Below are 18,415 nucleotides of genomic sequence, written 5' to 3' on the forward strand. Positions count from 1 at the left end.
ACTGCGGCGTAAGGAAAAACTACAAATTTGGAAAGTCAGATTCAAATTATGTTTTGAAATTTTTATTTAACTCATGGGCAAAAAAATACTGGGCTGAGCACGTCAGCCGGGGTCACGAATACGAAAATCGGAATAGGTCACATGGCGACCCGTAAATGAGGGCAAACAGCAGGAAGAAGGCATTCAGATGCGCTTAGTGCCTTCCTCCATAGCCCTCGATATCTGTTAAAACTTGTAGGTGGCCGATACGCTGACCACATCGCCTGACGACTCAGCCTTGCCGTCCAGGCTGGCGCCACCCAAGCGGTCAACGTTTTTGGTTTTCAGCTTCACTTCCTGCACGAACTGATGGGAATACGCCAAGTCAAGACTCAAGCCCTTTACAGCCTTTACCTCGTAACCCGCACCGAACGACAAGAACGTACGATCACCATCCGGGATACGGGGGTCACGGGTCGAGTTGCGGGTTGGTGTCTGGTCAAGGGCCACACCGGCACGCAGCGTCAGTTCATCGGTGGCACGGAAGTCGCCGCCGAGGGAGTACATCCACGAGTCCTTGTAGTTGTAGGGGATCGAGACGATGGTGATATCGCCGGACTTGAGCGTGAGGTCCTTGAACGACGACCACTGCGTCCAGTTCACACTTGCGCCCAAGGTGAATCGGTCATTGAACTGATGCACCCAGTCAAAGCCCGCAGTCGCGGGAATATCCAGTTGGGTACTGGCATGTGCGCCATCCGGGTACAACGCCAGCCCAGGATAAGCCGACCCAACCAGCGTGCCAGTGCCAGTGAACGGGTTCGGTTGAGTCATCAGGGCATAGCTGTACGAGTCTGAACGAATGTTGTACTTGCCCGTCATCTTGTTCTTGATCTTGGCGTGATAGTTCAGGCTCAAGGTGTCTTGGTCAGTGGGTTGCCAGGTAATACCGGTAAACCAGCCGGTGGAGATATTGTCGACCTTGACCCGTATCAGCGCGCCTCCGACACCTGCCGGCAAATCAATACTGCCCAGTAATGGGTCCTGGGAGTTGGCAGCAGCCGCCAACAAATCGATGTTCTGACTCACAAACCCTTTACTGTGTTGAACAATAAGCCCACCGCCGATGGCGAACTGATCATTGACTTTGAACGAAAGCGAACCGGTCAATCCCACGGTTTCGATCTTGGTGTCTACAGCAAAATCGCGAAGTTTGGAGTCTTCGTCCCAAGTTGAGCGCATCCCTTGTGGCACCACTTGGCTCAAGCCAAAAGCGAACCGGTCCCCCAGGGGCATCACCATGAACCCGGTCGGCAACCAGGCAGTGAAACCACCCTCGCCACCATCATTGTTGTTGACCGTTGGCGATGAAAGGTCAGGGAAACCATCCGCACCTATTGGACTGTTCGAGACAGGGTTACCCAGATAATCATTAGCCGCGCCCTTATATTTGATTTTGATGCGCGCGTAGTCGACCGTCATTTGTGCGACGTTCTGGTCCACAAACGCCATCGCGGCGGGGTTGTTGTACGCCGAACTGGGGTCATTTTTGAACAACGAACCACCCCCGAACGCTCTCCCCCAGCCGGGAGCACCATAAGTTGGAGTTGAAAAGCCACCGGCCTGAACAGAGCCGGCCACGATCAAGCTGCTCAGAAGAGCAAACCCAGCGGTCACCCGCACCTGTTGTTTCTTATTATTCATGCTCCAATCCTTATTATTATCTGCCGCTCTACGCGTTGCCTTTGCGTCACCGCCCGGTAGGTGCCCGGTAAAAGGCACCCACTTTCTACGGGTGATCAGCCCTTTATGGAGTTACTGCATCAAGGAACAATGGTCAGACTTGGCGCCGTCACAGTCAGAGACTGCACAACGCAGTTCGGACTAGTGCCGGATGTGTGGCCAGTCAACGTCTGGTTGTTTGCGGTCAATGCGTGAGTACTGTTGTTCCAAGTCACGTTGATAGTGTCAGGGCCGCAATCAGTTAGCGGAATCAGTGGCTTGGTGATGGTGTAGCCAACGTTGGTTACTGTGCCGCCCGAAAGACTAGTGGCAGTCAATACCCAGCCAGGGGTGGGGATATTCTTCAGTACCGGCAAATCGCAAAGCCCCCCACCGGTGAGCTTCGCGTCGTTGATGGTCGCCACGCCAGATGTAACGTTCCCTTTAAAGGTAATACCGCAAGTCACTGCAGCACCAAATGAAGATGGCGACTTCACTACAATAGTACCGCTGGAGGTACTGAAAGCTCCATCTGGGCTAATGCTGACAGCATTAGCCATCGAGGCCGCACCCATGCACACGGCCAAAGCAGACAACGACACGAGAGTTTTCAAACTTTTCATTATTTTTCCTCACATGTTATGGCGAGTCATTCGCCAGGGGTAATGGCCATGAACGAGAGGTCACGGAGAAACTGCAGAACTTCCCTTTCCAGCCAAATTTCAATTCAATTACCGCTGCAACTATCGGATATATCTATTCGACAACTTTGAAGTTGGCCGGCATCTTGATCGACACCGTCTTGATCTTGCAGTCTTCGCCAATCGGTACATTGGCGGCTTCCAACTTGCCGGTGGCGTTATCCCAGGTGCCGTCGGCCGTGGAGGGGCCGCACTTGCCGCCCAGGCCGAAGGCGTGGACGTCCACGCTGATCTTCGACATCGAGCCGCTTTGGGTGTCTTTGGCCACCAAGATCCACGGCAGGTTGATCGCTTCGACCCGGCTGCACTTGAGGCCGCCGTCGAATTCGACCTTGTCGACATTGACGGACGAACCGTCGGCGGCAACCTTGCCCGCCACCTTGATGGTGCAGTCGGCACTGATCAGCTTGCCTTTGGAAAAACTGATGGGCCCTTGGGCAGTAAACGCACTGCCGGCAGGTTCAATACGGGCAGCCTGGGCTTGCTGATAGACAATCAGACCCAATGCCGCCAATAAGATATGGGCAGTGAACTTGGCAGGTGTTTGCATGGTGAACGTCCTTCCCTTGCTTTTATTTTTGTGGGGTCAAACAACTCTCTTGCAATGAAATCGATAAACGCTGGGCGATAAGAAACCGCGCGATACAAAGATCCCGAGCACGCCAGGTAACTTTTTCAGTTCATCTCAGAACGTTTTGCTATTGCCGCCGTATTGTTTCAGATAGTGCAAACGCTTGGACGGTTGAAGATTGGTCAGGGTGATATCCCCGGCATAATGCCTGAGCACCCGATGGTCCATCCGTCGTCGCCACAAATACGGCACGTAAGCCCAGACAATCATGCTTGCATAACCGTAGGGAAGTTGCGGCGATTCATCGAAGTGACGCAACGATTGATAACTGCGCGTCGGATTGGCGTGATGATCGGAGTGCCGTTGCAGTTGGAACAGAAAGATATTGGTCACGATCCGGTTACTGTTCCACGAGTGTCGCGGCGAGCAACGCTCATAACGACCGTTGGGCAACTTCTGGCGTTTAAGGCCGTAGTGTTCGACGTAGTTCACCACTTCCAGCAGCGAGAAGCCGTAGATGCCCTGGATGATCAGGAACGGAATCACCGCCGCCCCCAACCAGGCAATCATCGCGCCCCACAACACCACGCTGTACAGCCAGGCGCTGAGCACGGCGTTTTTCCAGTGCCAGGCCGGCAGGCCGAGTTTGCGCAGGCGTTCGCGCTCCAGGTTCCACGCCGAGCGTGCGCTGAACCACACCGAGCGCGGCAGGAAAGCCCAGAAACTTTCCCCTAGCCGCGAGCTGGCCGGATCTTCCGGGGTGGCGACACGGACGTGATGGCCCCGGTTGTGTTCGGTATAGAAGTGCCCGTAGAACGTCGGCGCCAAAGTGACTTTGGCCAGGAACACTTCCAGCGGCTTGGGTTTGTGCCCCAGCTCGTGGGCGGTGTTGATCGCGATGCCAGTCGCCGCGCCCGTGGACATGGCCATGCCCAGGTACGTGAACGCACTGACCTGGCCGTGCAGTTGGGTGCGCGAGGTGAGATAGGCGGCCGTTTTCGCCAGCCAGCTCGAAGGTTCCAGCGCGGCGGTGGCCTGGAGCAAACCGCCGTTGATGATCCAGTCGATACCACCGGCCGCCAGCCAACCGGTGATCACCACCGAAGCGATGACGAACAGCACGCCGGTGTAGATGATCCAGCGGTAGTAGCGTTGCGATTCGAGGTGGTTGACGGCGGACTCGGGCGGGTTACTCACGTCTTCGCCCAACAGGCCATCGATCAGCGGGATGAGGCCGAAGATCACCAATACGCCAACCCACCACAGTTGTTGCACGCCGCTGGTGATTGCCAGTGTGCCGGAGAGTAAAGGCGTTGCCAGGGGCAGGATGCCGAGCCACCACAGGTGGCGTTTGCCGTCGGCCCAGACCTGCGGGGTGGCCAGGGTCTGATTCATGGCAACCTCCGGACGAGGCAGGTGCAAAACAGGTTCGAGGAGCGCGGAAGGCTCCGGGAAATCAACCATGCGATAAAAGACGTTTTTTTCATTGTTATTCGCTCTTAGGCATTTCAAAAATCATTTCAAAACAAACATTGAAATATTTTTTTAAATAAATAACGCGGAATCGTTAGGTCGTCAACTAGTTTATCGAGCCCTTTTTTGCGTGACCGAGCAGTCTCTTTTTCAGCTGGCTGGTCAGGTGTCTAGAGCGCGCATTGACGCCGTTGTGCCGCGACTCGGATGGCCCGATTATTTGTTCGCCAGGGCCAACGGTGGATGCAGGACGGTGGTGTTTTGCGGTGATCGGGCCCGTTTGGCCACCTGTTCCACCACCGCCACAACACGCTCCGTCGCGGTGATCGGCAACATATGGCCGCGCCCCTCCACCAGTTGCAGCTTGAGGCCGGGCACCCGGCTCGCGAGGGCCTGGCCGTGCTTTTGAAAGTCCAGCACCTTGTCCTTTGCGCCGTAGATCAGGCCGATGGGCAGGGTCAGTTGCGGGTAGCGCTTGACCATGCCCGGCAGGTGATCGTTGACCTGGTTGATCTCGGTGGAGGCCGCATAGAAGTTGGCCGGGCGCATGCCGAGCAGCCCGCCGCCGCGTGTGGCGAAGTCCGCTGGCGCGGGGTCGGGGGCAAATACGCCCTTGACCACCGAGCCTTTGGTCAGCAGGCCGATCGGCATCGTCAGCGTGTGCGACAGCCAGCGACGCAGCCACGCCGGACGCACCGCCAATGACAGGAACACCAGCGGCAACAGGCGCTGGGGATGGGTCAGCGGTGCCACCAGGATCAACCCGGAGACCGCGTGGGGATGGTCGAGGGCCAGCGCCAGGGCCACCGCGCCGCCGAGGGAATGCCCCAGCACCAGCGGTCGATCCAGGCCCAGCGCCTGGATAAAAGCCGCGATTTGCCGGGCCTGGGCCGGCAGGTCCGCCGCCGTGCCCGGATGCCGGGTCGAATAGCCCGAGCCAGGCCGGTCGAGCGTGATGACCCGGAAATGCTCGCGCAACTGCCCCGACAAGGCGTAGGTCAGGTTGCGACTGCTGCCCATCAGCCCGTGAATCATCACCAGCGGTGGGCCCTTGCCCTCGTCGAGATAATGAAAGCGCTCGCCATCGACGTCCACAAAGCGCCCGTTACTTGGAACGGCCGCTTCGATGCGCCGTGTCATCCAGGCACTGAAGCCCCAAGCCACCACGCTCGCACCGACCAGCACACCCGCAGCAATAACCCATTCGACAGCCATAGCTCGGTCCTCTGCTTCCCTGCTGCCGACCGCCCGACCGGAATTGATCAAGGCCTCAGCCATCGCCCACACCCTGGACCTAAACTTCGTGCATACCGTCGCACATGAGGAGCCAGGGACTAGCCTAGGCGATATTTTCAGGTAGATTATTTAAAATCTTTTTTAAAATAAGTAATTCAATTTTCCTTTGCAATGGTGTTCTATCTAAAAAGACAAAACAAAAACAGGAGCACATCCGATGCCCACGCAGGCCCGCCTATGAATGCCCACAGTGACTCCATCGACATCGCCATCATCGGCTCAGGCTTCGCCGGCCTGTGCATGGCGATCAAGCTCAAGGAAGCCGGCTTTAGCGACTTCTTTATCGCCGAACAGGCCGAGACACTCGGCGGCACCTGGCGCGACAACCACTACCCTGGCTGCGCCTGCGATGTGCAGTCCCACGTCTATTCGTTTTCGTTTGCGCCCAACCCGCACTGGACCCGCCAATTCGCCGCGCAAGCGGAGATCCGCGCCTACCTGGAGCAATGCGCCCGACGTTTCGCGCTGGCGCCGTATCTGCGCTTCGGCATGGGCCTGCAACGTGCGGTGTTTGATGAGCAGCAACAACGCTGGCAACTGAGCTTCAGCAACGGGCGCCAGGTCAGCGCGCGGGTGCTGGTGTCGGGCATGGGCGGCTTGTCGCGCCCGGCGCTGCCGGATATCCCGGGGCTGGACAGCTTCAAGGGCCAGCGCTTTCACTCCCAGCAGTGGGACCACGCCTATACCCTGAAGGGCAAGCGCGTGGCGGTGATCGGCACCGGCGCCAGTGCCATTCAGTTCGTGCCGCAGATCGCGCCGCAGGTCGCTCATTTGGACCTGTTCCAGCGCACCCCGCCATGGATCATGCCCAAGCCCGACCGAGCGATTTCCCGCGTTGAGCGCTGGGCATTCAAGCACCTGCCCTTCACCCAACGGCTGGTGCGCGGCGCCTTGTATTGGGCGCTGGAAGGCCGCGTGGTGGGCTTTGCCCGGCACCCACGGCTGATGAAGATGGTGCAGAAAGTCGCCCTGCGCCACTTGCACAAACACGTCACCCGCCCTGCCCTGCGCAAGGCGCTGACGCCGGACTACATCCTCGGCTGCAAGCGCGTGCTGATCTCCAACGACTATTACCCAGCGTTGTCGCGCAGCAATGTGCAGGTGGTGACCGACAGCGTGCTGCGCATCGAAGCCGATGGCGTGATCACCGCCGACGGCGTCAAGCACCCGGCCGATTGCCTGATCTTCGGCACCGGGTTCCAGGCCACCGACCCGCTGCCCCGCGACTGCATCATCGGGCGTCACGGCGTCGACCTGATGGACGCCTGGCACGATGGCGCCCATGCCTACAAAGGCAGCACGGTGCCGGGCTACCCGAACCTGTTCCTGATCATCGGCCCCAACACCGGCTTGGGGCATAACTCGATGATCCTGATGATCGAAGCCCAGGTCGCTTACATCCTCGATGCGCTGCAACAAATGCAGCGCCACCGCATTGCCACGGTGGAGGTCAAACCCGCGGTGGAACAAGCCTACAACCACCAATTGCAGGACAAACTCACGCGCACCATCTGGAACACCGGCGGCTGCCGGAGCTGGTACCTCGACCCTCGCACTGGCAAGAACACCACCCTGTGGCCCGGCTCGACCTGGCGCTTCAAGCAGATCACCCGGCATTTTGCGCTCAAGGATTATGTCGCCAGCATGGCACCGATTGACGCGGCGCCCCGCGCAATGGCTGCGCCACATTCCACCGCAGAAGGGAGCCTGTCATGAAGTCATTCAATGGCCGCGTGGCGGCGATCACCGGCGCGGCATCCGGCATGGGCCGCGCATTGGCCCTGGCCCTGGCACGCGAAGGTTGCCACCTGGCGCTGGCGGACAAGAACAGCCAAGGCCTGGAACAGACCGTGGCGTTGATTCAAACCGCCACCCTGGCGCCAGTGCGGGTGACCACCCAGGTGCTGGATGTGTCCGACCGGCACGCCATGCAAGACTGGGCGGCGCGCTGCGCTGCCGAGCACGGCCAGGTCAACCTGATCTTCAACAACGCCGGAGTGGCGCTGTCGAGCACCGTCGAAGGCGTGGACTACAGCGATCTGGAATGGATCATCGGCATCAACTTCTGGGGCGTGGTGTACGGGACCAAGGCCTTCCTGCCGTATCTCAAGGCCAGCGGCGACGGCCATGTGGTCAACACGTCCAGCGTGTTCGGGCTGTTTGCCCAGCCCGGCATGAGCGGCTACAACGCCAGCAAATTCGCGGTGCGCGGCTTTACCGAAGCCCTGCGCCAGGAGTTGGACCTGCAACGTTGCGGCGTCTCGGCCAGTTGTGTCCACCCCGGCGGCATCCGCACCGATATCTGCCGTAGCAGCCGCATCGACGCCAACATGACCGGCTTTTTGATCCACAGCGAACAGCAGGCCCGCGCAGATTTCGAAAAGCTGTTCATCACCGACGCCGACCAGGCCGCCAAAGTGATCCTGCAGGGCGTGCGCAAAAACAAACGCCGCGTGCTCATCGGCCGCGATGCGTATGTTCTCGACCTGCTCACCCGCTGCCTGCCGGCGGCCTATCAAGCGCTGGTGGTGTTCGCCAGCAAGCGCATGGCCCCCAAACGCCCAACGCCGCTGTTTGACAGCAATGACGAGAGCCGTCTCTGAACAGGAGCAAGCCCCATGCTACCAATCCGTCGCGATATCCGCTTTGCCTTGCCGGCCGAACGCATCAAGGACTGGCACGAACAAGGTCCGTTCATCACGCATTTTTTCAATGCGTTGTCGTTGCTGTTTCCCCAGGGCGAGCTGTTTTTCATGGACAGCGTGCGCCACTACCGCCAATGCATCGATGACCCGGCGCTGAAACAGGAGATCCAGGGTTTTATCGGCCAGGAGGCCATGCACAGCCGCGAACACCTCGCCTATAACGACTTGCTGCAAGCCGCAGGCCTGCCGGCACATCGCCTGGACCGGCGCCTGAAATTCTTCCTCGACCTGCAGAAAAAACACCTGCCGCCGGCGTTCAACCTGGCGGTGACCATCGCCCTGGAGCATTACACCGCGATGCTCGCGGAAATCCTCCTGAGCGACCCTTCGCGCTTCGGCGATTCACTCAAGGGCTACCAGCAGATGTGGTACTGGCATGCCCTCGAAGAAACCGAGCACAAGGCGGTGGCGTTTGACGTGTGGAACCGCGTGATCAAGCCGGGCCCCCTGCGCTACCTGCTGCGCACCGGGAGCATGCTGACCACGACGTTGCTCTTCTGGCTGGTGGTGTTCGACTTCCACCTGCGCCTGCTGATTGCCGACCGCAAGGCCGGCGGGCATGTGCAAGGGTTCTGGCGCATGCTCAAGTTTTTGTATGGACCCAAGGGCGTGTTCCCGCGGATGCTGCGGCCGTGGCTGCACTACTTCAAGCCGGGCTTTCATCCGTGGGACCACGACAACCGTGCGCGCCTGGCGAGGATCGAGGGCTTGGTCGAAGAGATCGAACAGACCCAGCGCGAATACCGATCGGCCCAAGCCTAGACCCGCCGCGCACGCAACCTGGTACAGCACCACGACCACCGTGATCGCCGTGGGTGCTCGGGTCGGCGTCGAGGCGCACGCCGCTGACGCCGAATAACACACAGCGCGCCCTCACGGCCGGCGCGCAGCCCCTCGAAGACAGGGCCGGGAACACACCGGCCAACGCCACACATGACTAGGCGCGGCGCGAAAAGCCGTTGCGGTCGCCCAGTTGATTTTTCAGGTCCCTCAGCACGCTCATGTGCGCGCTTGCGCTTTAGCGATGGAACTTTCTGATAAGAACCAGTCCCTAAACCTGTTTCAAGATGTGATATCTGCGACTTTTTCAGGGTTCCCGGATCGCGCAGCAAGGGGAACACGCTGAAATCGCCAGCAGCAAGGAGCTTGGCTTGAGATGCAACACAAACGGTCTAATACTATGCACCCACTGATGTTTAACGCACTGCTGTGGTTATGTGGGGTTGCTTTGCTCTACCTGGCCAAGGCGGTTATGGAGCTGTTTTTAGGGCCGATCAGCGAAACCTGGATCGACCTGACGCTGGTGCTGACCGCGTACCTGTTACTTTTCGTCCTCGACCCCATACGCACCCGGATACACCGCCGCATGCGCAAACGCGCCCGGCGTAGACAGGCTTGCCAAGACACCGGCGCAGATGCCTGACTTTTTTCGAGGAACCCACCTGTGTCCCAACCCGGCGATACCCATCAACTCGCGCTGGACCGATTTCTGCAGGCACACCCGGATGTCCTCACCCAACTGGACACTCTGAACCCGCTGGCCGCCCAGGCCAAAGGCGAAACCCTTGCGCAATACCGCGCCGAACGCCTGCATGAGGCGTTCGAAGCCGAAGCCGAGCGCCTGGGGCTGTTTGCCTGGGAGCTGACCCTCAAGCTGACGGCCGAATCCGCCCAGGCATTCGAAGCGCAACGCCTCGAAGTGCATAAGGAAGTGGCGCAGATGGCGGGGATGAGCTGGGACGAATACTGCGAGTTGCATGGCGTGAGCGGCTGACGCGGCACGCCCCATGCTGGTTTTATCGCCTCACACCATCGCCAACGGATGCTTGCGCTTGGGCGCTCCGAACACCCGGTCGATGGCGTCGAGGTCGTGTTCGTCCAGCACCAGTTGAGCGGCCGCAGCGTTAAGCCGCACATGCTCTTGCGTGACGGCCTTGGGGATGGCGATCATCCCGTCCTGACGCACTACCCAGGCCAGCGCGACCTGCGCGGGCGTCGCCTGATGCCGATGGGCGATCTGCTTGAGGGTCGGGCTGGACAGTAATTCGCCGCCTTGCGCGATCGGACAGTAAGCCATCAACGGCAAGTGATGTTGTTGCCACCACGGCAGCAGGTCGAATTCGATGCCGCGCTCCTGGATGTTGTAGAGCACCTGGTTGGTGGCGCAGGCCGGTGACGCAAGTTCCTGCAGGTCGGCCACATCGAAGTTGGAAACACCCCAGCGGCCGATCTTGCCGGCTTCGCGCAAGCGCTCGAATGCCTCGACGGTTTCTGCCAGCGGGTACTGACCGCGCCAGTGCAGCAGGTACAGGTCAATGTAATCGGTGCCCAGGCGCTGGAGGCTGGCATCGCACGCGCGCGGTACGCCCCGGCGGCTGGCGTTGCGGGGGTAGACCTTGCTCACCAGGAACACCTGCTCGCGCTTGCCGCGAATGGCCTCGCCGACCACGCTTTCGGCGCCGCCTTCGCCGTACATTTCGGCGGTGTCGATCAAGGTCATGCCCTCGTCGATACCGCACTGCAACGCCGCGACTTCGGCGCGGCGCCGGTCCGGGTCTTCGCCCATGCGCCAGGTACCCTGGCCGATGACAGGGACCGGAACACCGGCCAGATCGATGGTTCGCATGACAATCTCCTGATGCGTTCGCGGGTTAACAGTGTGGCATTCACCGGACAAACGGGTTCAATCGAAGTATGGTTGCCTTTTGCCAAATCGCCGGAAGGGCCTGCAATGCTGTTTGTCGTGATGCTCGGGGGCAAGCACCCACGGGCCAGGATCGAAGTCCATGACGTGGTATTCGCCGTGGCGGATACGCTGGAAGCCACCTACCCACAGTTACGCGATGCCTGGTTTGGCAGCCCCAAGGGCGTGCATATCGATTCGTGGATGGCGGTCGATGGCGTCGACGGTTGGAAAGTCGAACTCAGCCACCTGGCGCCCCAGGCCGGCGCGCCGCACCTGTACTTCATCAACCTGGGCGGCTATGAGACCAACCGCTTTGGCGAGGCGCATCACTACCTGCTGGTGGTTGCCCGCGACAAAAAGGAAGCGACGGGCAAAGGCAAGCAACAGCTGCTGCGTCACTGGTCACAGGCCCACACCGACGGCGTGCTGGACATCGACGACTGCCTGCCCATCGATCTGGTCGACGGCCGTTACCTTCACCTCGTCCAAGCCCCGCACCGGCCGGTGCTCCAGCAGAACGACTACATTGTGCTGGGGTGAACCGGCTTTACCCGCTCCGCCGACGCTCAACCGCCGGCACCGGATGAACCGCTGCCGGAACTCAATTTACCCTATGGGCACATAGACGATGCCCTGCATGATCGGCTCCACGCTCCCGGTCAACACCACGCCGCCCTGCCCGTCCCACTGCACGGTGACTGTGCCGCCGTCGCATTGCACCTCGACGCGGTCGTCGAGCAAGCCGCGGCGAATCCCATTCACCACCGCGCCGCAGCAGCACGAGCCGGACCCGAGCGGCACGCCGCCGCCGCGCTCCCAGATCCGCAGGCGAATATGCCCGCGATCGATGACCTGGACAAAATGCACATTGGTCCTGGCGGGGAACAGCACGTGGGTTTCCAGGGCCGGGCCCAGGGTTGCCACGTCGACAGCGCCGAGGTCTGCGACAAAGAAGGTGCAATGGGGGTTGCCCATGCTGCACGCCGCCGGGTCGCCTTCGAGGGGCAAGTACAGTGTGTCCATCGACTCGGCCAGTGGCACCGCGGCCCAGCCCAGCGATGGCGCGCCCATATTCACCGACACCCGCTGCCCCGACTCACGCACACAGGTCAGCAAACCGCGGTCGGTACGCAGCACGATGGAATCGGTGCCGGCTTCATGCATCAGCCGCTCGGCCACACCGCGCGTAGCGCTGCCGCAGGTTTGCAGGGGCGTGCCATTGGGGTTCCAGAATCTGACCCGTGCGGCAGCGTCTGCGCAATCGAGCACCACCGCCAACTGATTGAAGCCGATGCCGGTGTGACGATTGCCGAGACGGCGAGCGACCTGCGCGCTGATCGGATCATCCAGACCACGGCGATCGATGATGAGGAAGTCGTCGCCGTGGGCGTGCATCTTCACGAAAGGCAGCGTCATGGCGTGTGCTGTGGGCGGTGACAAATCAGAGCACGCTCCCCATGGCTTTCATCAACACGGGGTCGCGCCCGTAGATATCGGGCGCATACACCAACTCACCCTGGCGATCCACTTCCACGGTCCAGTACCCGAGCAACACCGGCACCGGCGTCGCCAGGCGGAATTCATGGGTCACGCCGGTGGCCAGCAATTCATCGGTGCGAACGCGCTCCGCCGGGCTCACCAGCAGGTCGCGCAGCAACAACGGTTGTTCGACCCGCACACAACCCGAGCTGAACGCACGCGGGCCTTTGGTGAACAGCGGTTGGCTGGGCGTGTCGTGCAGGTACACCGAGTACGGGTTGGGGAAACGCAGCACGATCTTGCCCAGCGGGTTGCGCGGGCCGGCTCCCTGGCGCAGCAGGATGTTGCCGGGGCGGGCCCAGTCAATGTGTTCGGGGGCCAGCGGGCGGCCTTCGGGGTCGAGCACTTGCAGGTTCTGCTGGCGCAGGTATTCGGGGTTGAGGCGGATGGCCGGGAGTTTGTCCTCGCGCATGATGGTGGGCGGCACGGTCCAGGTCGGGTTGAGGGTCAACCGGTTGATGCGTGATTTGAGCAGCGGTGTCTGGCGTTCGGCGCGGCCGACCTGCAAGCGGGTTTGCCACACAGGGATGCCACTCTGATAGACACTCAATTGCGCGGCGGCGACGTTGACCACCACGCCTTCGGGCTCCAGGTCCTGGCTCAGCCAGCGGAAGCGCTCCAGGTTGATGCGCAACTGCTCGCGGCGCACCGCCGGGCTGATGTTGAGTTCGGCCACGGTGCCGGCGCCGATCACGCCGTCGGATTGCAATGAGTGACCGACCTGGAAGGCCTTGACCGCCTTGACCAGTTCGTCGCGGTACTGCTTGCCGTTGTCCTTGGGTTCGCTGGCGAGGTAACCGCCGCGGTAGAGGCGCCGCGCCAGTTCCGGCACGCGCGGGTCTTCCATGCCGGGGCGCAACAGCGGCCCGCCGGCGACCGCGTCCCAATGCGGTAATGGCTGCTTACGCAGCGTGGAATAGACGTTGCGCAGGCTGCGGTATAAATCCGTGCTGGGCCGGGCCTGGTCGAAGGCTTGCGCCATGTCGTGCAGCCCGGTGGCGGCGAAGGCCAACACCTCGGTATCCAGGTCGCGGGTGGGCGGCTGGAAATGCCACAGCGGTTCGAAGCGCGATTGCTGCAGGCGTCCGTAATGCAAATCCTGCAGGGCTTGCAGGTACTGTTCGCTGCTGCCGATATCGCTGCACAGCACGTTGTCCGTGGCGTTCGCCGGGGGCAGGCTATAGTGGGTGGGGTCCAGGCCGTCGTCGGCCAGCATCAGCAACTGCGCTTGCAGTGCCTGGCGGCGTTCGGCGACCCACAGCGGCACATCGCCCTGCTGCCGATAGAACGCCTGCAGACGCGCCAATGTCGCCGCGTCGATGCGCGACGCAAGGCTGGGGCACACGCTGGGCAACTGCGCGAGGGCCTGTTGGACCGGGCTGGCTGGAATCACCGGTAACGTGCCCATCGGTACTTCGTCGGCTGTAGCGACCAGCGGTGCAACGAGCAAGCAAATGCTCAAGTAACATGCGTGTTTTTTGAACAATAGCTTTGCTCCAATCCACAGTGGGGGATGTACTGTAGATGCTGACTTTTATGTGCCGCCTCGGCCTGATGACCTTGACCGTGGCTACGCTGAGCACCGTTGTGCTCGCCGCCGACGGCAACCCTGTTTCCTTGTATAGCAGCCTGGCGCGCTCGGCTCCAGAACTCAATCCCACTGTACTCAAAAGCGCGCTGAACGCGGTGCAGTGCGCGGTCAATAATGGTGAAGAGCGTTCCGAGCGCCTGGCCGTGATTGACTATTCCCAGCCTTCGACCGCTCGTCGGCTATGGATTTTCGATTTGCGCAAAAAGACCCTGGTGCTGCGCGACCTGGTGGCCCACGGCGCGAAGTCCGGGGAAAACTTCGCCACCCAGTTCTCCAATCGTGAAGGCAGCCACCAGTCCAGCCTGGGCCTGTTCCGTACCCAGGAAAGTTACCTGGGCACCCATGGCTATTCGTTGCGCATGGACGGCCTGGAGCCAGGCTTCAATGATCAGGCGCGCGACCGTGCCCTGGTGATTCACGCCGCCGACTACGTCAACCCGTTGTGGAGCAAGCGCGAAGGCCGCATCGGCCGCAGCCAGGGCTGCCCGGCGGTGCGTCCGCAGGTGGCGCGCCAGGTGGTGGACAAACTCAAGGATGGGCAGTTCATGTTCTCGTGGTACCCGGACCAGCGCTGGTTGAAGTCTTCGACCTACCTCAACTGCAAACCCCAACAGGTGGCGAGTAGTCGTACAATCCGTGGCGGTTAGCCTGTCCCCACCGATAAAGAGAGCGTCGCATGCTTCTACATAAGTCCACCTGGATCGAGATCGGGCAGTTTCTGGAGCGCAGCCGCACGGTGGTGATCCCGATCGGCTCGAATGAGCAACACGGCCCCACTGGCCTGCTGGGCACCGACTGGATGTGCCCGGAAATCATCGCCCACCAAGCGCAGCTACACGCAGACATCCTGATCGGCCCGACCTTCAATATCGGCATGGCCCAGCACCACCTGGGCTTTCCCGGCACCATTTCGCTGCGCCCTTCCACCTTTATTGCCGCGATTGGCGACTGGGTGCGTTCGCTGGCCGGGCATGGTTTCGAGAAGATCCTGTTTCTCAATGGCCATGGCGGCAACATCGCCACGATCGAAGCGGCGTTTTCCGAGCTGTATGCCGCCGCCAGCTTCGCCCGCCAACCGGCCGGGTTTGCGCTGAAGCTGGTGAACTGGTGGGATCTGGAAGGCGTCAACGAGTTGGCTCACCGGCAGTTCCCGGTCGGCCACGGCAGCCATGCCACGCCGTCGGAAATTGCCGTGACGCAGTGGGCTTATCCGGAGTCGATCAAGTCTGCCGATTATTCGCCGCAGATCGCCAACACCGGACCGATCCGTGAAGCGTTGGACTTCCGTGCGCGCTTCCCCGACGGGCGCATGGGCTCGGACCCGGCCCTGGCGACCGTGGAGAAAGGCGCTGAATTAGTGGCGTTGGCGGCTCAAGGGCTGGTCAAGGTTGTCGACAGCTTCAGCCACGAAGCAACCCCTTGAGCCAACCCTCGCGCCCACCGAGTTAGGGGTGGCCTGCGGTTACTTGCACTCTTGCGCCGTCAATTCCAGGCGCGACGGCGTGATGGTCGACGCGAGCGGCTTGCGCTCATACAGGAACACCTTGGTGCCGTCCTGGCTCTTGTAGGCCTCCAGTACATCATCGGCGGCAACCTTGCTGGTCAACACCACCTTGGCGTGGCGCGAATTCTGCGTCACGGTCGAGGTGAGGTTGTGTTTTTCAAGCTTGGGCAACACGCATTGCATATAACCTTCGGGGGTCTTGGCGGTATGCAGGGTCAATGTCGGAGCATTCGGAGCGGAAACACAACCGGCCAGTAACAAAGAAGCGACAGCCAGGGCCGGGGCAAAAAAAGAGCGCATAGAAATCCTGAATATATAAAAGGAAAAGTTCACATCAACCCGCTCGGACTAATGCCTTGAGCGACGCATCAAATTGTTTCAAGGCATCGAGCTGTACATCGCGCTGCTGCTCGATCTGCGCGGCAATCTCCGGGGCCGCCTTGTCATGCGTCCACACCGACGGCACTTGCTTATGCACCGAGCCTTCGGCCTTGGCGATGTACTGCAGGTCCGCGTCATAGAAGCGCGCGATAAAATGCGCTTCGACCAGGTCGTTACGCGGGGTCAACAGTTGGTTATGGGTGTCGAGCATCACCACCACATCGGGGTGAGCCTGCACGAGCGCATCCAGCGTGTCGTAAACGGTCACCGACAAAAACGTGCCTTGCAACGAATTCATCAACCAGTCAATCGCCAACTCCGGGTCGGAACTGTTGACGAACGCCGCCCGGATGCGCCCATCAAGGGCATCTCTGGCGCCATTCAAGGCTGTGGCGTGGTAGCGTTCAAGGTAGCTGAGGTTGTCGACCGTGTTTTCGCTGTACAGCACCCCCACTGACTGCTCGTGCCGCAGCGAGTCTACGCTAGCGCCGAGTGACAGCAAATGGCCTGCACGCAGTTCATCGGCGATTACCGGGTTGATCATGACCACAGTGCTCATCATCAGGGTCATTAAAGCCAGTTGAATAAACGTCCTCATCGCGCGATTTCCTTGAACTGCGTCTTGATGGGGAGATTTTCCGCCTTTGTGGAAAAAACAGAACTTGCAATCTCTGATGCTGACTATTATCTGAATCAATAGTGCTTACATAAAATCTATAAGGACCACGCTATGAAACCCCACCAGAAAACCTTCGACCGCATCCGCGAAGCCGTATTGCCGGATTTTCGCGATCGGGTCGCCGATTACCTGGTTGTCTATGAAGATGTGCTGCTGGACGAGGCCGCCGACCCGGACCAGGCCTACGCCATCGCCCAGCAATTGCTCGGTTACCTGCGCGGTTTGAACACCACCCGCGTGCTGGGCATGGCGGACTGGGAAGAGCTGGACCGACGCGTCGCGCAGGAATGGCCTAAAGCGCGGGCCTTGGCAGATTGACCCATTCCTGCACCGATGGCCGCTGCCATTGGCGCTGCGCATAGCTCACCAAGTCGGCCGGCACAGGGTCGCCGTTGAGGATCAGGCGGTTGAGCATCACCGCCAGGTCCACATCGGCAATTGACCACTCCCCGAACAAGTACGCCGGATTCCCCGCCAACAGCACCTGCGCCGCACCGATCAAGCGATGGGCGGCAGCTTCGGCCAATGGCGACAACGGCGGCATCTTCTGCCCATAGAACACCACCAACGTCGAACGCTCCTGGCGAATCGGCAGCAAATCGCTGCGCAACCACGCCTGGACCTGCCGCGCCCGCGCCCGCTGCTTCGGATCGGCCGGGTACACCGCCGTTCCGGGGTAGGCCGCGTCGAGGTATTCGCTGATCGCCGAGGACTCCGACAGGGAGAAATCACCGTCCACCAGCGTCGGCACGCGTTGGGTCATGGACAGTTGGGCAAAGCCCGCCGTCTGGTGTTGCGCGGCGTCGAGGTCGAGGGGCACGGTGTCGAACGCCAGGCCTTTTTCGCGCAGGGTGACGAACACCGACATCGCGTAGGGGCTGGTGAACAGCGAATCAACGTAGAGGCGCAGCGCAGCTTGGTTCATGGTGGATCTCCTTGAGTGAAACCCCACGCTACGAGATCGGCGGCGATAAAGACAATGCGCAGTTTTTATGGGGGCATTCCCCGGCGGAATAGCGCCTCAACCGGCAAACCCGCCCTGCTCCAGAAACGCCCGTTCCGCCTCCGTGGTCGTCCTGGCCAGCACCTCATTGCGGTGGGGAAAGCGCCCGAACCGTTCGATGATCCGCGCGTGTTCCTTGGCCCAACGGTAAGTGTTGGCATCCAACTGCTGGTTGAGGAGCAGGGAGCGTTGCTGGTCTTGCGCGTCTTCGGAATGCTCAAACGGCAGATAGCAAAACGCACGCAATGCCGGTTCGACCAATTGATCCAGCCCGGCATCCACCATGCGCCGCGCATACAAGCGCGCCAACGGGTCCGTGGCAAACATATGCGCTGTACCGCGAAACGCGTTGCGCGGGTACTGATCGAGCAGGATCAGCAAGGCCAGCGCACCTTGCGCCGAGTCCAGCCAGCCCTCCAGCTCACGCCGCGCCGCTTGCAAATGGGTGGTGTGGAAGGTGTCGCGAAACGCCGCGTCGAACGCGGCGTCCTTGGCGAACCAACGCTTGGGACCGGCCTGCGTCCAGAAATCGACGACGGCGTGCGGGGTGTCGTTGTGTGGTTTGCTCATGATCAGCCTCTCCCG

Annotated in this window: 21 protein-coding genes; 9 read left to right on the forward strand and 12 right to left on the reverse strand. The window is 60.7% G+C overall.

The annotated features are described in order from the left end of the window. Positions 1 to 225: 225 nt before the first annotated feature. The 5 genes from INT12_RS16295 to INT12_RS16315 all read right to left on the reverse strand — a co-directional run bounded on the left by INT12_RS16295 (position 226) and on the right by INT12_RS16315 (position 5,661). Positions 226 to 1,683, reverse strand: a complete 1,458-nt coding sequence (locus INT12_RS16295; RefSeq protein ID WP_193058923.1) for an outer membrane protein transport protein — start codon at positions 1,681 to 1,683, stop codon at positions 226 to 228. Positions 1,684 to 1,802: 119 nt separating this feature from the next. Further along, entirely contained in the window at positions 1,803 to 2,324 is a 522-nt protein-coding gene (gene praB, locus INT12_RS16300; RefSeq protein WP_079444031.1) for an alkane oxidation protein activator PraB, read from the reverse strand. A 133-nt stretch (positions 2,325 to 2,457) separates the two neighbouring features. Beyond that, on the reverse strand, positions 2,458 to 2,952 hold the full coding sequence (gene praA / locus INT12_RS16305; RefSeq protein WP_046484504.1) for an alkane oxidation protein activator PraA: 495 nt from the start codon (positions 2,950 to 2,952) through the stop codon (positions 2,458 to 2,460). A 135-nt stretch (positions 2,953 to 3,087) separates the two neighbouring features. Then, positions 3,088 to 4,368: an alkane 1-monooxygenase gene (locus tag INT12_RS16310; RefSeq protein WP_104903330.1), complete on the reverse strand. Its 1,281-nt coding sequence runs from the start codon at positions 4,366 to 4,368 to the stop codon at positions 3,088 to 3,090. A gap of 294 nt (positions 4,369 to 4,662) precedes the next feature. After that, positions 4,663 to 5,661 carry an alpha/beta fold hydrolase gene (locus INT12_RS16315; protein WP_169865769.1) on the reverse strand — a complete coding sequence of 333 codons (999 nt, stop codon included), beginning with the start codon at positions 5,659 to 5,661 and terminating at the stop codon, positions 4,663 to 4,665. Between the two features lie 258 nt (positions 5,662 to 5,919). Between INT12_RS16315 and INT12_RS16320 the strand changes: the two genes are divergently transcribed. From INT12_RS16320 to INT12_RS16340, 5 genes are all read left to right on the forward strand, one after another. Further along, positions 5,920 to 7,458, forward strand: coding sequence for a flavin-containing monooxygenase (locus INT12_RS16320; RefSeq protein ID WP_193040000.1), 1,539 nt, complete (start codon positions 5,920 to 5,922; stop codon positions 7,456 to 7,458). Next, positions 7,455 to 8,345, forward strand: a complete 891-nt coding sequence (locus tag INT12_RS16325) for an SDR family NAD(P)-dependent oxidoreductase (protein WP_169884707.1) — start codon at positions 7,455 to 7,457, stop codon at positions 8,343 to 8,345. Before INT12_RS16320 ends, INT12_RS16325 begins: the two co-directional genes overlap by 4 nt. A gap of 15 nt (positions 8,346 to 8,360) precedes the next feature. Beyond that, positions 8,361 to 9,209 (forward strand): metal-dependent hydrolase, encoded by an 849-nt coding sequence (locus tag INT12_RS16330; RefSeq protein ID WP_193040001.1) that lies wholly within the window; start codon positions 8,361 to 8,363, stop codon positions 9,207 to 9,209. 430 nt (positions 9,210 to 9,639) lie between these two features. Further along, positions 9,640 to 9,870: a hypothetical protein gene (locus tag INT12_RS16335; protein ID WP_413469017.1), complete on the forward strand. Its 231-nt coding sequence runs from the start codon at positions 9,640 to 9,642 to the stop codon at positions 9,868 to 9,870. Positions 9,871 to 9,891: 21 nt separating this feature from the next. Beyond that, a complete protein-coding gene (locus INT12_RS16340; RefSeq protein WP_046383675.1) occupies positions 9,892 to 10,221 on the forward strand; it encodes a DUF6388 family protein in 330 nt (109 codons plus the stop codon). A 30-nt stretch (positions 10,222 to 10,251) separates the two neighbouring features. Here the strand turns inward: INT12_RS16340 and INT12_RS16345 are convergent, their stop codons facing one another. Next, positions 10,252 to 11,073, reverse strand: coding sequence for an aldo/keto reductase (locus INT12_RS16345; protein ID WP_017846513.1), 822 nt, complete (start codon positions 11,071 to 11,073; stop codon positions 10,252 to 10,254). A gap of 105 nt (positions 11,074 to 11,178) precedes the next feature. Between INT12_RS16345 and INT12_RS16350 the strand changes: the two genes are divergently transcribed. Further along, entirely contained in the window at positions 11,179 to 11,673 is a 495-nt protein-coding gene (locus INT12_RS16350; protein WP_017846514.1) for a DUF1543 domain-containing protein, read from the forward strand. A gap of 66 nt (positions 11,674 to 11,739) precedes the next feature. Here the strand turns inward: INT12_RS16350 and dapF are convergent, their stop codons facing one another. Continuing rightward, complete coding sequence (gene dapF / locus INT12_RS16355) at positions 11,740 to 12,549, reverse strand: diaminopimelate epimerase (RefSeq protein ID WP_193040002.1); 810 nt, start codon at positions 12,547 to 12,549, stop codon at positions 11,740 to 11,742. A gap of 25 nt (positions 12,550 to 12,574) precedes the next feature. Beyond that, positions 12,575 to 14,158: a L,D-transpeptidase family protein gene (locus INT12_RS16360; protein WP_017846516.1), complete on the reverse strand. Its 1,584-nt coding sequence runs from the start codon at positions 14,156 to 14,158 to the stop codon at positions 12,575 to 12,577. A gap of 38 nt (positions 14,159 to 14,196) precedes the next feature. On the opposite strand from INT12_RS16360, the gene INT12_RS16365 reads away from it, so the two are divergent. Together INT12_RS16365 and INT12_RS16370 are read left to right on the forward strand one after the other, a co-directional pair. Further along, entirely contained in the window at positions 14,197 to 14,910 is a 714-nt protein-coding gene (locus tag INT12_RS16365; RefSeq protein ID WP_017846517.1) for a murein L,D-transpeptidase catalytic domain family protein, read from the forward strand. Positions 14,911 to 14,939: 29 nt separating this feature from the next. After that, positions 14,940 to 15,686 carry a creatininase family protein gene (locus INT12_RS16370; protein ID WP_017846518.1) on the forward strand — a complete coding sequence of 249 codons (747 nt, stop codon included), beginning with the start codon at positions 14,940 to 14,942 and terminating at the stop codon, positions 15,684 to 15,686. 39 nt (positions 15,687 to 15,725) lie between these two features. Here the strand turns inward: INT12_RS16370 and INT12_RS16375 are convergent, their stop codons facing one another. Beyond that, positions 15,726 to 16,067 carry a hypothetical protein gene (locus INT12_RS16375; RefSeq protein ID WP_046383680.1) on the reverse strand — a complete coding sequence of 114 codons (342 nt, stop codon included), beginning with the start codon at positions 16,065 to 16,067 and terminating at the stop codon, positions 15,726 to 15,728. A 34-nt stretch (positions 16,068 to 16,101) separates the two neighbouring features. Continuing rightward, positions 16,102 to 16,746 (reverse strand): hypothetical protein, encoded by a 645-nt coding sequence (locus tag INT12_RS16380; RefSeq protein WP_026139963.1) that lies wholly within the window; start codon positions 16,744 to 16,746, stop codon positions 16,102 to 16,104. A 132-nt stretch (positions 16,747 to 16,878) separates the two neighbouring features. Here INT12_RS16380 and INT12_RS16385 point away from each other — a divergent pair, with 132 nt between their 5' ends. Beyond that, positions 16,879 to 17,145 (forward strand): hypothetical protein, encoded by a 267-nt coding sequence (locus INT12_RS16385; RefSeq protein ID WP_017846521.1) that lies wholly within the window; start codon positions 16,879 to 16,881, stop codon positions 17,143 to 17,145. Here the strand turns inward: INT12_RS16385 and yfcF are convergent. After that, entirely contained in the window at positions 17,120 to 17,752 is a 633-nt protein-coding gene (gene yfcF, locus INT12_RS16390) for a glutathione transferase (protein WP_126585551.1), read from the reverse strand. The genes INT12_RS16385 and yfcF overlap by 26 nt on opposite strands. 96 nt (positions 17,753 to 17,848) lie before the next feature. Continuing rightward, positions 17,849 to 18,400 carry a DUF924 family protein gene (locus INT12_RS16395; protein WP_046484530.1) on the reverse strand — a complete coding sequence of 184 codons (552 nt, stop codon included), beginning with the start codon at positions 18,398 to 18,400 and terminating at the stop codon, positions 17,849 to 17,851. Positions 18,401 to 18,415: the final 15 nt, after the last annotated feature.

The sequence above is a fragment of the Pseudomonas sp. K8 genome (assembly GCF_014889455.1).
Lineage (GTDB): Bacteria > Pseudomonadota > Gammaproteobacteria > Pseudomonadales > Pseudomonadaceae > Aquipseudomonas > Aquipseudomonas veronii.